Source organism: Xanthomonas sp. NCPPB 3959 (genome assembly GCF_056675575.1).
Genome location: NZ_JBWWVR010000022.1, coordinates 1 through 15,376, shown reverse-complemented (window position 1 = coordinate 15,376; position 15,376 = coordinate 1). Strand labels below are relative to the sequence as shown.

The following is a 15,376-nucleotide window of genomic DNA, read 5'->3' as shown; positions in this document are numbered from 1 at the left end:
CGCAGTGTCCGCAGGCTGTCCTTTCTGTCCCCGGAGTGTCTTCCAATGTCCTTCTTGCGTGCCGAACTGGCGCAATGGCGCGCCTCACCCGCGCGCGAACTCATGGCCGGTGCGGTCGCAACATTTGCCCTGATTCCCGAAGTGATCGCGTTCGCGTTCGTGGCCGGCGTGGACCCGCAGGTCGGCCTGTTCGCCTCGTTCGTCATCGGTATCGTGATTGCGTTTTGCGGTGGACGCCCGGCGATGATTTCTGCTGCGGCCGGCTCGGTGGCGCTGGTGGCCGCACCGCTGGTGGCCACGCACGGGTTGCCGTATCTGCTGGCGGCCGGGCTGCTCGCCGGTGCGGTGCAGATCCTGTTCGGCTTGCTGCGGCTGGGCGTGCTGATGCGCTTTGTCAGCAGCTCGGTGCGCACCGGTTTCGTCAATGCGTTGGCGGTGCTGATCTTCGCCGCGCAGCTGCCGCATCTGCATGGCGCCAATCTGACTACCTGGGTGATGTTGGGCGTGGGCCTGGCGATCATCTACGGCCTGCCGCGGCTGCGCCTGCCGGGTGTCTCGGCGATTCCCTCGCCGTTGCTGTGCATCCTGCTGCTGACGGTTGCAAGCACAGCCTTGCATCTGCCGCTGAAGACCGTGGCGGATCTGGGCAAGCTGCCGAACGCGCTGCCGTTCCTGCAATGGCCGTCGGTGCCGTTGACGCTGGAAACCTTGCGCATCATCGCCTTGCCGGCCTTGGCCATCGCCATGGTAGGCCTGCTCGAATCGCTGATGACTGCGCGCGTGGTCGACGAACTTACCGACACACCCAGCGACAAGAACCGCGAATGCACCGGGCTGGGCATCGCCAATGCGGCCGCCAGCCTGTTCGGCGGCATTGCCGGCTGCGGCATGATCGGGCAGACCGTGGGCAACGTGAAATACGGCGGGCGTGGGCGCTTGTCGACGTTGTTTGCCGGCGTGTTTCTGCTGATCCTGATTGTGGCGCTCAAGCCGTGGGTGTCGCAGGTGCCAGTGGTGGCGTTGGTGGCGATCATGGTGATGGTCTCGGCGGAGACCTTCGATTGGCGCTCGTTGCGCACCGTGGTGACCCATCCGCGCACCTCCAGCGTGGTGATGCTGGCCACCGTGGCGGTGACCTTGCTCACCCATAACCTCGCTGCGGGTGTAGCCGTGGGCGTGGTGTTGAGCGGGGTGTTCTTCACCTTCAAGGTGGCCGGGCTGCTGCAGATCGCCCATAGCGACGCCGATGGCGTGCGCACCTACAGCGTGCGCGGGCAGGTGTTCTTCGCCTCGGCCGACGTGTTTATCGATGCCTTCGACGCACGCCAGGTCCCCGGCCGCACGGTGCTGATCGATGTGAGCCGCGCGCATTTCTGGGATATCACCGCAGTGGCGGCGCTGGACAAGGTGGTGCAGCGGCTGCGTCACCATGGCCTGGAGGTGCAGGTCACAGGCTTGAACGCCAGCAGCCGGCGGCTGATGCAGGCGCACGCGCTGGGCGAAGACGCGCTGGAATCTTCGCTGCCCTGAGCACGGCAGGGCGGGTGGGCGCATTCGGCCTGGCTGCACATGGCCGACACGCAGGCGGCCGACATGCACCCGGCTCCCGGGCTGGCTGGCCGCAGGCTGAGCGTGGCCGGGCAGCGACCTCAAGTTCGCCTGAATAGCGCCGATGAACCGACATCAAAGATTGCCGGTGATCGTCGTGATGCCAGTGCGTTCCAGCCCGAGATGTCTGCCTGCGTGCCGCCAGCGGTGCTGCGGGCGGGCGTCCGTGCACGGGATGGCGCGGCGATGACCAACGAACCGTTGCTGGAACGGATGGTGGACCTGACCGCCATTCGCGACGCCGATCTGCTCGATCTGAGCCTGCTGCGCACCGTGCGCGAGGTCTGTGCAGCTGAAGAACTCTCGCTGCTGCGCATCGCGCCGGATGGCCGCACCATGGCCGAAACCCGGCTGCGCGAGGACGGCCGGCTGTCGTTGACGGTGGCCGAGATCCGCGACGCGCAACTGCGTGCGCAGCTCGCCGACGCACGCGGGGCGGGCGATGTGGTGCAGCTGGAGGAAGACGGCCGTGCACTGCTGGTCTACCCGATGATGGAAGCGCGCGGCATCCGCACGTGCCTGCGCGTGGGTGGTTCGCGCGTTCCCGGCACCGCCGAGCAGGCGATGCTGCAGGGCTTTGCGCGTTTTTTCCAGAATTACCGCAGCCTGCTCGACGATGCCCAGCGCGACGCGCTGACCGGGCTGCGTAACCGCAAGACCTTCGACGATGTGATCCTGCGCTTGTTCGCAGGCGCTGCGGCGGATGCGTCGGCAGGCGAAAGCGTGTGGCTGGGGATCGTGGACATTGATCACTTCAAGCGCGTCAACGACAGCTTCGGCCATCTGTACGGTGACGAGGTGTTGCTGCTGGTTGCCCAGCTGATGCAGCGCGCGTTCCGTCAGGACGACCTGCTGTTCCGCTTTGGCGGCGAGGAGTTCGTGATCGTGCTGCGCGGGGTGGATCGCGATACGGCGGTGAGCCTGTTCGAGCGCTTCCGGCTGGCAGTGGCCGAGTACGCCTTCCCGCAAGTGGGCAAGGTCACGCTCAGCACCGGCATCGTCGAATTGACCCATGGCCGCTTGATCAGCCAGATGATGGACGAGGCCGACAAGGCGCTGTATTGGGCCAAGCAGCACGGCCGCAACCGTGCCGAGGTCTACGCAGAGTTGGTCGCCAGCGGGCAGATGCAGCATCTCACCCAGCAGGTGGGCAGCGTCGATCTGTTCTGAGTTGCGTCGTCCATGGGCGGCAACCCAGTAAATACCGCGCGGCGTGATGCAGCCGCACTGCCGATGCACACACCCGGTCAAACGCCGCAGTGGCTACACTCCAGGGCTGTCTGGACAACACCTGGGTGCTGCAGTGAAGCGAGCTGTGATGAAGCAAGTTGTGACGAAGCGAGCCGTGATCGAGCGACTTGTGATGGGAATGCTGGCCATGGCGGTCTCGACTGCAGTCATGGCAGCGACCCCCACCTTCGATGGCGCGCGCATCTCGCGCGACGTCAAGGAACTGGCCTCCGATGCCTACGAAGGCCGCGGCCCGGCTACCGCCGGTGAAGAAAAGACCATCGCCTACCTGAGCAAGCAGTTTGCTGCCGCCGGCCTGCAGCCGGGCGGTGATCTCGCCAACGGCAAGCGCGCGTGGACCCAGGCGGTGCCGCTGCGGCGCGCCGATATCGTTGGCGCACCGACTATTGCTTTGCAGAATGCCGGCAAGCCGCAAACCCTGACCCAGGGCAAGCAGATCGCCATCCGCGCTGCGCTGGATGGTTCGTCCACCGTCGACATCGCCAACGCACCGCTGGTGTTCGTCGGCTACGGGGTCAAGGCGCCGGAGCGCGACTGGGACGACTTCAAGGGCGTGGATCTGAAGGGCAAGATCGCGGTGGTGCTGATCAACGACCCGGATTTCGAAACCGGCAAGGGCGCCTTCGACGGTGCCGGCATGACCTACTACGGCCGCTGGACCTACAAGTACGAAGAAGGCGCGCGCCAGGGCGCACTCGGCGTGCTGGTGGTGCACGAAACCGCGCCGGCCTCTTACGGCTGGGACACGGTGGCCAGCTCCAACACCAACACCATGTTCGATGTAGTGCGCGACAACCCGCGCAGCGCCCATCCCACCCTGGAAGGCTGGATCCAGCGCGATCTGGCCAGCGAGTTGTTCAAGCATGCCGGGCTGGATTTCGACGCCTTGAAGAAGCAGGCGCAGACGCGCGGCTTCAAGCCGGTCGAGCTCAAGGGCCAGAGCCTGAGCGCCAGCTACCAGGTCAAGTCCGACGTGATCACCTCGCACAACGTGGTCGCGCGCCTGGAAGGCAGCAAACGCCCCGACGAGACGCTGATCTACAGCGCGCATTGGGACCATATCGGCGTGGGCAAGCCGGATGCGCGTGGCGACACCATCTTCAACGGTGCGCTGGATAACGCCAGCGGCACTGCGGCGTTGCTGGAACTGGCACGCGGTTTTGCCGCGGGGCCCAAGCCGGAGCGCTCGGTGGTATTCCTGGCGGTGACCGCCGAAGAAAAGGGCTTGCTGGGCTCGGAGTTCTACGCATCCAAGCCGTTGTACCCGCTGGACACCACGGTGGCGGTGATCAACATGGACGGCATGAACCCGTTCGTGCCCGCGCGCGATTTCGGCATCTACGGCACCGCCAAGCTGGAATTGCTCGATCAGCTCAAGAGCGTGGCCGGCCAGTGGAAGCTGCGCTACACGCCCGATCCCAAGCCGCAGGCGGGGTATTTCTTCCGCTCCGATCATTTCTCCTTCGCCAAGCGCGGCGTGCCGGCGCTGTCGTATGCCTCCGGGCAGGACTGGGAAGTGGGCGGCGTAGCCGCAGGCAAGGCCGCCTCCGACGACTACACCGCCAAGCGCTATCACCAGCAGGGCGACGAGTGGAAGCCGGACTGGACCTTCGCCGGTGCGGCGCGCGATCTGGGCGTGCTGTACGCGCTGGGCCAGCAACTGGCCGATTCGCGCCAGTGGCCGAACTGGAGCAGCGATTCGGAGTTCCGCGCCACCCGCGATGCCAGCGAGGCGGCACGCAAGTAAGAGGGTGTTTGACGGACAGCGTTTCAGCCAGTGACCGACTAACGTTCTGGTGAGGGTGCCGAGCCCTCGACTAGCTGCGTTTCTGTCAGTCGTAGAGCGGCAGATCTTCGGCTTGGCTGCAGGGTCCTTGCCCGCCCACCATCGCGGGACACGCCGCAAGTACGTCCGTGTAGGCTCTTACGCGGCATCCATGCCGCGTAAGGTCCCGCGACGGTGGGCGGGCAAGGACCAGTCGAGATGGTCGCTGTGCATGTTTTCAAGCAACCAGCAACCTGTCTGGTGCGGTGTCCTCGCCGCTTGCGGGACCGTGTGGCGGCATGGATGCCGCCACCGAGCCTACATGGACGTACTTGCGGCGTGTCCCGCGAGCGGCGAGGGCACTGCGCGCTCGACTCACCAAGCTTTTGATCGCATCTAAACGATGCTAAGACTCGAAATCTCGGTTGTCTTGAACGCATGGAGAGTGCGGATAGATCAGTTACAGAGCGGTTGATCTGTGACTCCGCTGCAGGGTCCTTGCCCGCCCACCATCGCGGGACACGCCGCAAGTACGTCCGTGTAGGCTCTTACGCGGCATCCATGCCGCGTAAGGTCCCGCGACGGTGGGCGGACAAGGACCAGTCGAGATGGTCGCTGTGCATGTTTTCAACAAAGCAACCGATTTACTCTCTGGTGCGGTGTCCTCGCCGATTGCGGGACCGTGTGGCGGCATGGATGCCGCCACCGAGCCTCCACGGACGGATTCACGGCGTGTCCCGCGAGCGGCGAGGGCACCGCGCCCTCGACTAACCAAGCTTTTGATCGCACCTAAACGATGCAACGACTCGAAATCCTGGTTGTCTTGAAGTGATGAGCTTGCGCGGAACGCACCGTTTGTGGCCTGCATTGAAGTTGGTGCAGGACCCACATCGCTGATTCCGATACACCATGACGCGCACGCTGCCTTCAGTTCCGGTCACCGTCATCGACGCGATCGCCAGCGTCAGCACGCCGGCGATGCAACCGATTGCACTTCCTGGCACATCACTTGCAGTTGTCTTACATGACAGCGTGGTTCGCCGCCCGTGACAGCGCGCGCGTCAGGCTGCAATCTGTTGGGGTTGTGTTCGGTCGCTGCGGCGTAGTCTGCCGCGCTGTCCTCGTCGGGTGGGGCGAAGACGACAGAAAGCGGCCTTCGCTTCCTTAACGATCGATTCTTTAGGATGAGCCGCGACGTGAAGTTGCAGCCAGGAGAGCTTGTGCATCGGAGTGGTCTTAGAGCTGCCAAACCTGCGACGTGGTCGCACACCGTCGGGCTCGCCCACGACACGGTGCGTGTGGCAACGGCATTTTACATAGCGGGGATGGATCTCCCGTTTCAGCTCGCGCTGTCGCCTTCGCGCGACGGGCAGCCTTGATGGACGGCATTGTGACTTCTTCTCCCGCACCTACCGAATTTCCCTCCATCTCCGTCCTCGACGCCGGCCAGCCCACGCTGCCGCCCGAAGCGCCGCTGGCGATGCCCGAACAAGACCTGCGCAAAGGCAGCCTGCAGGTGCCGCATCAGCGTACTGCGCCGGTCGGTATCGGCGTGCGGCGTTTCTATCTGATCGGCGGCACCTTTGCCACCACTGCCGTGGCGGTGTGGGTGATGCTCAGCGTGCTGTGGCCCGGCGGCATCAGCGTGCTGGAAGGCTGCCTGCTCGGGCTGTTCATACTGTTGTTTGCCTGGATCGCGATGTCCTTCGCCAGCGCGGTGGCCGGCTTTGTCACCGTGGTAGCGCGCGCCGGACGCAAGCTCGGCATCGACCCGGATGCACCGTTGCCGACATTGCACACGCGCACTGCGTTGCTGATGCCCACCTACAACGAAGACCCACGCCGGCTGCTGGCCGGCCTGCAGGCGATTTACGAATCGGTGGCCGAGACCGGCCAGCTGGAACATTTCGACTTCTTCGTGCTCAGCGACACCACCCGCGAACACATCGGCGCTGCCGAAGAACTGGTCTACAACGAGCTGTGCGATCGCGTCGACGGGCATGGGCGCATCTTCTACCGCCGCCGCGCCGACAACGCCGCGCGCAAGGCCGGTAACGTGGCCGACTGGGTGCGTCGTTTCGGCGGCAGCTACCCGCAGATGCTGATCCTGGACGCCGACAGCGTGATGACCGGCGACACCATCGTGCGGCTGGTCGCCGGCATGGAAAACAACCCGGACGTTGGGCTGATCCAGACCCTGCCGGCGGTGGTCAACGGGCAGACCCTGTTTGCCCGCATGCAGCAGTTCGGTGGCCGCGTCTATGGGCCGATCATCGCCTTTGGCGTAGCCTGGTGGCATGGCGCCGAGAGCAATTACTGGGGCCACAACGCCATCATCCGCACCCAGGCCTTTGCCGATCACGCCGGCCTGCCGGCGCTGCGCGGGCGCAAGCCGTTCGGCGGGCATGTGCTCAGCCACGATTTTGTCGAAGCGGCGCTGATGCGGCGCGGCGGCTGGGCCATGCACATGGTGCCGTACCTGCAGGGCAGCTACGAAGAAGGCCCGCCTACGCTGACTGACCTGCTGATCCGCGACCGTCGCTGGTGCCAGGGCAACCTGCAGCATGCCAAGGTCGTCGGCGCCAAGGGTCTGCACTGGATCAGCCGCATGCACATGATGATCGGCATCGGGCATTACTTCACCGCGCCGATGTGGGGCATGTTGATGCTGATCGGCATCGGTATTCCGCTGGCCGGGGCCGGCATCGACCTGGCCCAGGGCCTGCCGTTCTCGCCGGCGCGCTATTGGCACGGCAGCAGCGAAGGCAACGCGATCTGGATCTTCGCCTGCACCATGTTCGTGCTGCTCGCACCCAAGCTGCTGGGCTATATCGCACTGCTGCTCAACCCGCGCGAACTGCGTGCCTGTGGCGGTGCGTTTCGCGCCATGCTGAGCATCCTGCTGGAAACCGTGTTGGCGGCCCTGATGGCGCCGGTGGTGATGTATCTGCAGTCGCGCGGCGTGTTCGAAGTGCTGGCCGGCAAGGATTCGGGTTGGGATGCACAGGTGCGCGACGACGGCAAGCTGGCGTGGCCGGCGCTGCTGCGCAGCTACGGCGGGCTGACCATCTTCGGCCTGTTCATGGGCTCGATGGCCTATGTGGTCTCGCCGTCGCTGGCGGCCTGGATGGCGCCGGTGATCATCGGTATGGCCTTGTCCATTCCAGTGGTGGCACTGACCTCGTTGCGCCGCACCGGCCTGGGTCTGCGGCGTGCTGGCATCTTCTGCATACCTGAAGAACTCGACCCGCCCAAGGTGCTGGTGCGTGCGGCCGAACTGCGCCGCGCCGCCGCGCTGGAGCCCTCGCTGATCTGAGCGCGGCACGTTGCGCGCGGCGATCGGCGCATATCACGCCACGCATGTCGCGCTGAGCAAGCTGCAGCAAGCAGGCCGCCCACGCCTGCAGACAGCAATCGGCACGCATGGCCCGGTCAAGACGTGATCGGCCCGGCCGATTTCGCAAGGCATAATGCCCAGCCCGCAAGCGGAGCTGGACGATGTTGGAAGTGATCGAACGCGAGACCGGACCGAACCCGCAGTGGACCGTGCTGTGGCTGCACGGCCTGGGTGCCGATGGCAGCGACTTCGCCCCGATGGTGCCGGAACTGGTGCGCCCGCACTGGCCGGCGCTGCGCTTCGTGTTCCCGCACGCGCCAATCCGCCCGATCACCATCAATAACGGCGTGCGCATGCGCGGCTGGTACGACATCGTCGGCATGGATTTCGCACATCGTGCCGACAAGGCCGGCATTGCCGAATCGGTGGCCCAGATCGAGGCATTGATCGCCTATGAGCAGACCCGCGGCATTGCGCCCGAGCGCATCCTGCTGGCCGGCTTTTCGCAGGGCGGTGCAGTGACCCTGGCGGTCGGTCTGCAGCGCAGCGTTGCGCTGGCCGGGCTGATCGCCCTGTCGACCTATCTGCCCGACCCGACGGCCGCCGCCAGCCAGTTGCAGCCGGCTGCCACTCGCCAACCGGTGTTCATGGCGCATGGCAGCGCCGACCCGGTGGTGCCGTTCGGTGCCGGCGATCAGAGCGCACAGACCTTGCGCACGCTCGGCTTTGAACTGGAATGGCACACCTACCCGATGGGCCATCAGGTCTGCCTGGAAGAGATCGAGGCGCTGCGCAACTGGATGCAGGCGCGCTTCACCGCCGCCTGAGTGCATGGCCCCGCGCGCGCCACAGATCGCCTGGATGCCGGACCTGTGCCGGCTGCCACGATTGGGCGCGATGCTGGGGCTGGCCGAACTGGTGGTGCTGGTGGTGACGCTGGTGCCCGATGCCGGCGCGGCGCGCAGCATCACGCTGTCGCGTTTTGTGTCGGCCAGCGGTCTGGCGTTGTGGTTGGCGCTGGCCGTCACCGTGCTGCTATGCGTCTTGCGGCCAAGCCTGTCGCGGCTGCCGCCCAAGCTGGGCGGCTTGACTGCGTTATCGATCGCCGCCGTCGTGGCGATGCTCGGCGCCGGTATCGTGCACGGCCTGTATGCGGTACTCGGGCAGGCGCCGTTGGGGCCGTTGGTCGGCTTCTGGCGGTTCACCCTCGGTAGTGCCGCCACGGTGGTGCTGATCACCGCGCTGGCGTTGCGCTATTTCTATGTCAGCGACCGCTGGGAAGCGCAGATGCAGGCCAATGCGCGCGCGCAGGCCGATGCCTTGCAGGCGCGCATCCGCCCGCATTTTCTGTTCAACAGCATGAATCTGATCGCCAGCCTGTTGCGGCGCGACCCGGTGGTGGCTGAGCAGGCGGTGCTGGATCTGTCGGATCTGTTCCGTGCCGCGCTCGGTGCCGGCGAAGGCCTGTCCACCTTGCGCGCCGAATGCGAACTGGCCGAGCGCTATCTGGCGATCGAATCGCTGCGCCTGGGCGAACGCCTGCAGGTGCGCTGGCATCGCCAGGAACCCTTGCCGTGGGAATTGCCGATGCCGCGCCTGGTGCTGCAGCCGCTGGTGGAAAACGCGGTATTGCACGGAATTTCGCGCCTGCCCGAGGGCGGCACGCTGTACCTGTCGTTGCGCCAGCGCGGCAACCAGTTGCAGATCCGCATCGTCAATCCGGCCCCGCAACCGGGTACGCAGTTGCCGCTGCTTGCCGGCGCCGGGCACGCCCAGGCCAGCATCTCGCACCGGCTGGCGTTTCAGTTCGGGGCCGGGGCACGGATGGCGGCCAGCTGGGCTGAGGGCTACTATGCCTGTGAGATCACATTGCCGCTGCCGTGAGGGGAAAGTCACGGCAGCGAGGGGGAGTCCATGACGGCCACGCAAGTGCGGGTGCTGATCGCCGATGACGAGCCGCTGGCGCGCGAGCGCCTGCGCATGCTGCTGGGCGAACATCCGCACGTCGAGGTGATCGGCGAGGCCGAAAACGGCCAGCAGGTGCTGCAGCAATGCCAGCACCTGCATCCGGATCTGGTGCTGCTGGACATCGCCATGCCCGGCGTCGACGGCCTGGAAACCGCGCGCCTGCTGCGCCAAGGCCAGCAACCGCCAGCGGTGGTGTTCTGCACCGCCTACGACCAGCACGCGCTGTCGGCCTTCGACGCCGCGGCACTGGATTACCTGATGAAGCCGGTGCGCCCGGAACGTCTGGCCGCCGCACTGGAAAAAGTGGCCACCTTTCTGGCCGGGCGCGCGCCCAGCGCCACCCCGCCACCGCTACGCACGCATTTGTGTGCTCGTCTGCGCGGCAGTCTGCGGCTGATCGCCATCGGCGACATCCGCTATCTGCAGGCCGAAGAGAAGTACGTCATCGTCCACCACACCCGTGGCGAGGACCTGATCGAAGAGTCGCTCAAATCGCTGGAAGACGAATTCGCCGACCGCCTGGTGCGCATCCACCGTAATTGCCTGGTCGCGCGCGCCGAGCTGGTGGAACTACGCCGCAGCGGCGATGGCCAGATGCACGCAGTGCTGCGCAATGTGCCGCAACCCCTGGAAGTGAGCCGCCGCTGCGTGGCCAGCCTGCGCGAGCAATTGCGTTAGGGCGCGTCATGCCGCGTGTGATGAGCTCCGTTGGCTGTCAGCGACGCGGGTGCCGCGTGGTGCCCGCTTGCGCTTCAGGTAGGCGTTACGCGCCCGCTCCGGGATAATGGCGGGATGACCACGCTCCGCATCGCCACCCGCAAGAGCCCGCTCGCCCTTTGGCAGAGCGAACACGTCGCCACCGCGCTGCGTCAGCACCATCCCGGGCTGGAGGTCGTGCTGGTGCCGATGAGCACCCGCGGCGACGAAGTGCTGGACCGCTCGCTGGCCGCGATCGGCGGCAAGGGCCTGTTCCTGAAGGAACTGGAGCTGGCGATGCTGCGCGGCGAGGCCGATTGCGCGGTGCATTCGCTCAAGGACGTACCAATGGAACTGGACGCGCCGTTCGTGCTGCCGGCGATCATGGAGCGTGGCGATGCGGCCGATGCGCTGGTGTCCAACCTCTACGCCACGCTACACGCATTGCCGCTTGGTGCGCGGGTGGGAACGTCGTCGCTGCGTCGCCAGGCGCAGTTGCGCGCCGCGCGCCCGGATCTGGAACTGATCGACCTGCGCGGCAACGTCAACACCCGCCTGGCCAAACTCGATAACGGCGGTTACGACGCCATCGTGCTGGCCTGCGCCGGTTTGCAGCGGCTCGGGTTCGATGCGCGCATCACCGCACGGCTGGACGTGCCGGAGTGGTTGCCGGCACCTGCCCAGGGTGCAGTGGCGGTGGAATGCCGTGGCGACGATGCGCACATCCATGGCCTGCTGGCGGTGCTGGATGCCGGCCGCACCCGCGCCTGCGTGGAAGCCGAGCGGGCGATGAATCGTGCATTGCATGGCAGCTGCCATGTGCCGGTGGCCGCGTTTGCGCGCTGGGACGGCGACGGATTATTTCTGCAGGGCATGGTCGGCAGCGCCAGCGACGGACGCCTGATCCACGCCGAGGCGCACGGCAGCGCCGAGGACACCGAAGCACTCGGCCGCCTGGTCGCGCAAGGCCTGTTCGACAAGGGTGCCGCGCAGTTGTTGGCGGAGCTCTAACGCGGCCGGCAACCCGCGCCGCAAGCGTTGAGCTGTAACGCGGCCTGCATCGACTCCGGCGCAGGCTCCAAAGTCGCCACCACGCACGCAATGCCCGCTCTCACGCAACGCCTCCTCCTAGTAGGAGCGGCCCTGGCCGCGAGAGGCTTTACCGGTAAAACCCTCGCGGCCAAGGCCGCTCCTACCTTCGCGGTCGCTTACTTGAACGTGTAGACCAGGTTGACCGTGGTCAGCGTGTCGGTCTTCTTGTCGCCTTCGCTGACCTCGCTGTTGTGGCGCATCTGCCACGCGGCCTTGAGCGCGAAGTGCGAGTTCATGCTGACCTGCACGCCGAAATCGTTCTGCGCATAAGTGTTGTATTCGCCCGATTCCACCAGCAGCGTGTTGATCAGATCGGTGTTGTCGGTGACGGTGTATTTGAGATCGAACAGGCCGCGCCCGATCAGGCCGGTCTCGTTGCGATCTTCGTCGCTGTTGTGCGCGCGGCGGATACCCGGGCCCACCTGTGCATCCAGATAGAAACGGTCGGCGTTGATCAGCCGCGTGCCGTAGCCGATACCGAAGGTGGCCAGACGGTCGTAGGTGGCGAAGTCGTCGTGTTCGTAACGGCCGGTGGCGGTGAGCTGGCGGTGTTCGCCCAGCTGCAACGCACTGCCCACGCTGCCGGTGTAGCGCTCGGCGGTGGTCTGGCGCTCGCGTTCGGTGCTGCCGTCGTCGTTGGTGTTGGTGTACTCGGAGCTAGAGCGCAACGCGGTGGCATCCAGGCTGTGGATCCAGTCGCCGTCGGTATAGCGCAAGCGGACCCGGCCATTGAGGCTGTCGGTGGTGCTGTTGCCATGGGCGGCGGCGTAGCCGAGCTCGCCACTGCTCCCGCTCCACGGCGACGGCATTACAGCGGCAGCGGGGTCCACCGGCGCCGGTGCGACTGCCTGGGCCCAGACAGTGGGCGTGATCAACAACAGCGGCAGCAGGGCAGACAACGGGGCACGGCGGGGCATGGGCGGCTCGCTTTGGAAGGCAGGGGCGAAAGAGGGTGGAAGCGATTTCATGATAACGGACTGGGCGGCTGCGTCATGACTAGGTGAACGCGGCGCTTCATTGGCGGTTCGGTCGGTCGTCCCCGATGGCACCCGATTGGCCTGATCGGGCCAAGCCGGCGCACCCCGCTCAGGCGCACGGCGATCGAGCGTGCCACTATCGCGAGCGTCACTTGCAGGAGCCATGCAACACCACAGAAGGGCCGGCCCTGCGCGGGTCTGCGCATGCGGTCGGCCCGCCATTGTCGCTTCTGCCCATCCGCGCTCACCCTGCCGCGCAAAGACTCGGACATAATCCACGCATGGACCGCTACGAACGCATCAACTCCCTGCATCGCTTGCTCAAGTCGGCGCGCTACCCGGTAACAGTGGCGCGGCTGCAGGATGAGCTGAGCTGTTCCCGCGCAACCGTGTATCGCGATCTGGCCTTTCTGCGCGATGCGCTGATGGCGCCGGTGGAGGGCGACGGCGAATCCGGCTTCCGCTATCTGTCCGGCGAAAGCGATCGCTTCGAGTTGCCTGGCCTGTGGTTGAGCTCGGAAGAGCTGCACGCGTTGCTGGCGTCCCAGCAGTTGCTCGCGCGCACCGGCGGCGGGGTGCTGTCGTCGATGCTGGCGCCGCTGCAGCAACGTATCGAAGGGCTGCTGGCTGCCCAGGCCGGCGTGTCGCAATGGCCGGTGGATCGGGTGCGGGTGATTCCGCACCGCGGGCGCAAGCTGGATGAGGCGAGCTTCCGCACCGTGGCCTCGGGCGTACTGGAGCGCAAGCAGCTGAGCTTCGACTACCGCGCGCGCTCCACCGACGAATCGACCAAGCGCATCGTCTCCCCGCAGCGCATCACCCATTACCGCGACAACTGGTATCTGGACGCCTGGGATCACGGCCGCGACGGCGTACGCAGTTTTGCGGTGGACCGCATCAATCACGCGCGCCTGCTCGAAACCGTGCCGCGCGATGTGCCCGACAGCGAGCTGGACGAGCAGTTGGCGGCCAGCTACGGCATTTTTTCGGGCGCGCCCAAGGGCTGGGCGACGATTGCCTTCAGTGCGAAGGCCGCGCGCTGGGTCGCCGACGAGCACTGGCATTCCAAGCAGCAGGGGCGCTTTCTGCCCGACGGCCGTTACGAGCTCAAAGTGCCGTACAGCAACTCACGCGAACTGCTGATGGACGTGCTGCATTACGGCTCGGATGCGGAAATCGTCGAGCCGGTGTCGTTGCGCGAGCAGGCCAAGGCGCTGCTGTCGCTGGCATTGAGCAATTACGACTGAGCGTGGCGCGCAGGACGTAACGCGCACGCGTCAAGCCGCTGCGGACGGTGTGCAGAAACCACCGTCCTACGCGTGCACTCAGCGCTTGTTGGGCACTTCAAAGCCCAGACGGTCCACCTGCTCGCGCAACTGCGGTACGCGTTTGAGCTTGTCGGTGTAGATCGAATAATCGTCGCGCATCTTGTCGACCAGCTTGCGGTACTGGTCGCGACTCATGTCCGGCTTGCGCGCGAAGATCCAGGCCAGATCGCGGCCGGGGTAGGAGATCAGCATCCAGGAACCGTCCGGTGCGATTTCCAGGATGCGTTGCTTGGCCGGGATGACCTTGTAGAACCACACCCGCCAGTCGCGGTTGCCGCTCTCTGCGTCTACCGAGGCGCGTGCGCTGACTTCTTTTTCCGGCTCGCCAAAACCGTCGCGATACAGATAGCGCACCGCCACCTTGCCGTCTTCGACCAGGGTGTACTCGTCGCGGCTGGTGACATGGCCGCGTTCCACCGGGTTGGGCATGCGCGCAATCACATACCAGGTGCCCATGATCTTGGACAGATCCACCGCTGGTTCGTCGGTTGGTGTGTCCTTTGCATCCGCCACGGGCAGGCCGAGGACGAGCAGGAAAGCGAGGGCGATCGAAACGGTCAGGCGCATCGCAACATCACGAAAGGGGCGGTTGGGTCAGCACACTACCTCATGCAGGGGGCAAGTTCGCGTCAACGGTCGTGTCTGGCGTCGGTGGCTGCGTTTTGCCCGCCTGAGCGATAGGCGCAGGCGCCTGGATTGGTGGCGGCGATCGCATCCGTCTCCGCCGCGCCGCGGCCAGGTCGCAGTCGGTGAGATGGACGCAGGCAATCCTGCCGGCCTGTTGTGATCCTTACCTGCCACGGAGTGCCGCCATGTCGCATCGTCCTACCGCTCGTTCCGAACGTCCCGACCCGCGCGTGCTGCGCCCGGTCCGGCAGATTGCCCTGGCCGGGCTGGCCCTGGTGCTGGTGTGGCCGGCCGCGCGCGGCCACAGCGAATGGATCGGCTGGCTGCCGCTGTGGCTGGTCGGCATGCCGATGCTGGCCTGGTGGAGCCTGCACCGGTTCGCGTTGCCGACCCTGCTGCGGCACGGCACGCGACGCGCGGCGCCACGTCGGCGCGGGCCACAGGCGCAGCGCCGACGCAACGCTTCGCGAACCGCGCCACAGGTGCGCGCGGCCTGACCTTCGGCAGGGTCGGGCGGGCGGAGGGCTGTGCTACGGTCCGGCCGTCCGCTCGTTCTCCCGGAAAATTCATGTCCAAATTCGCCTCGATCTGCCTGGTTGCCGGCCTGATCACCGCTGGCGCCGTCTCTGCAGAGGAAACCGCCGTGTCCAACGATCCCTACGCCTGGCTGGAAGATGTCACCGGCGCCAAACCGCTGGAGTGGGTGAAGGCGCAAAACGCCAAGACC

13 protein-coding genes and 2 pseudogenes are annotated in these 15,376 nt (G+C 66.0%); 13 read left to right on the top strand and 2 right to left on the bottom strand.

The genetic code is table 11. The features are described 5' to 3' along the window. Positions 1-45: 45 nt before the first annotated feature. The 11 genes and pseudogenes from AC1KVG_RS19605 (at position 46) to hemC (ending at position 11,636) form a co-directional block, all read left to right on the top strand. Complete coding sequence (locus AC1KVG_RS19605) at positions 46-1,530, top strand: SulP family inorganic anion transporter (protein WP_481095489.1); 1,485 nt, start codon at positions 46-48, stop codon at positions 1,528-1,530. Positions 1,531-1,794: 264 nt separating this feature from the next. After that, positions 1,795-2,778: a GGDEF domain-containing protein gene (locus AC1KVG_RS19600; RefSeq protein WP_481095488.1), complete on the top strand. Its 984-nt coding sequence runs from the start codon at positions 1,795-1,797 to the stop codon at positions 2,776-2,778. 193 nt (positions 2,779-2,971) lie between these two features. Beyond that, positions 2,972-4,606, top strand: coding sequence for a M28 family metallopeptidase (locus AC1KVG_RS19595; protein WP_481095522.1), 1,635 nt, complete (start codon positions 2,972-2,974; stop codon positions 4,604-4,606). 201 nt (positions 4,607-4,807) lie between these two features. Next, a pseudogene (locus AC1KVG_RS19590) lies at positions 4,808-5,014 on the top strand (hypothetical protein); the annotation flags it as partial. 182 nt (positions 5,015-5,196) lie between these two features. Then, positions 5,197-5,395 (top strand): annotated as a pseudogene (locus AC1KVG_RS19585) (hypothetical protein); the annotation flags it as partial. Between the two features lie 138 nt (positions 5,396-5,533). Further along, complete coding sequence (locus AC1KVG_RS19580) at positions 5,534-5,674, top strand: hypothetical protein (protein ID WP_183086641.1); 141 nt, start codon at positions 5,534-5,536, stop codon at positions 5,672-5,674. 328 nt (positions 5,675-6,002) lie between these two features. After that, positions 6,003-7,940, top strand: a complete 1,938-nt coding sequence (gene mdoH, locus AC1KVG_RS19575; RefSeq protein ID WP_168958682.1) for a glucans biosynthesis glucosyltransferase MdoH — start codon at positions 6,003-6,005, stop codon at positions 7,938-7,940. 182 nt (positions 7,941-8,122) lie between these two features. After that, entirely contained in the window at positions 8,123-8,788 is a 666-nt protein-coding gene (locus AC1KVG_RS19570; protein WP_481095487.1) for an alpha/beta hydrolase, read from the top strand. Positions 8,789-8,792: 4 nt separating this feature from the next. Beyond that, entirely contained in the window at positions 8,793-9,845 is a 1,053-nt protein-coding gene (locus AC1KVG_RS19565; protein WP_481095486.1) for a sensor histidine kinase, read from the top strand. Between the two features lie 30 nt (positions 9,846-9,875). Continuing rightward, positions 9,876-10,607, top strand: a complete 732-nt coding sequence (locus AC1KVG_RS19560; RefSeq protein WP_481095485.1) for a LytR/AlgR family response regulator transcription factor — start codon at positions 9,876-9,878, stop codon at positions 10,605-10,607. Between the two features lie 114 nt (positions 10,608-10,721). After that, positions 10,722-11,636 carry a hydroxymethylbilane synthase gene (gene hemC, locus AC1KVG_RS19555; RefSeq protein ID WP_176340517.1) on the top strand — a complete coding sequence of 305 codons (915 nt, stop codon included), beginning with the start codon at positions 10,722-10,724 and terminating at the stop codon, positions 11,634-11,636. 197 nt (positions 11,637-11,833) lie between these two features. Here the strand turns inward: hemC and AC1KVG_RS19550 are convergent, their stop codons facing one another. Further along, complete coding sequence (locus AC1KVG_RS19550) at positions 11,834-12,634, bottom strand: DUF481 domain-containing protein (protein WP_006451606.1); 801 nt, start codon at positions 12,632-12,634, stop codon at positions 11,834-11,836. 341 nt (positions 12,635-12,975) lie between these two features. Between AC1KVG_RS19550 and AC1KVG_RS19545 the strand changes: the two genes are divergently transcribed. Next, on the top strand, positions 12,976-13,941 hold the full coding sequence (locus AC1KVG_RS19545) for a helix-turn-helix transcriptional regulator (protein ID WP_006451607.1): 966 nt from the start codon (positions 12,976-12,978) through the stop codon (positions 13,939-13,941). Positions 13,942-14,019: 78 nt separating this feature from the next. On the opposite strand, the gene AC1KVG_RS19540 is transcribed toward AC1KVG_RS19545, so the two are convergent. Further along, a complete protein-coding gene (locus AC1KVG_RS19540; RefSeq protein WP_104552241.1) occupies positions 14,020-14,589 on the bottom strand; it encodes a lipocalin family protein in 570 nt (189 codons plus the stop codon). 245 nt (positions 14,590-14,834) lie between these two features. Between AC1KVG_RS19540 and AC1KVG_RS19535 the strand changes: the two genes are divergently transcribed. Further along, complete coding sequence (locus AC1KVG_RS19535) at positions 14,835-15,146, top strand: hypothetical protein (RefSeq protein WP_481095484.1); 312 nt, start codon at positions 14,835-14,837, stop codon at positions 15,144-15,146. The last annotated feature ends 230 nt before the right edge of the window (positions 15,147-15,376 follow it).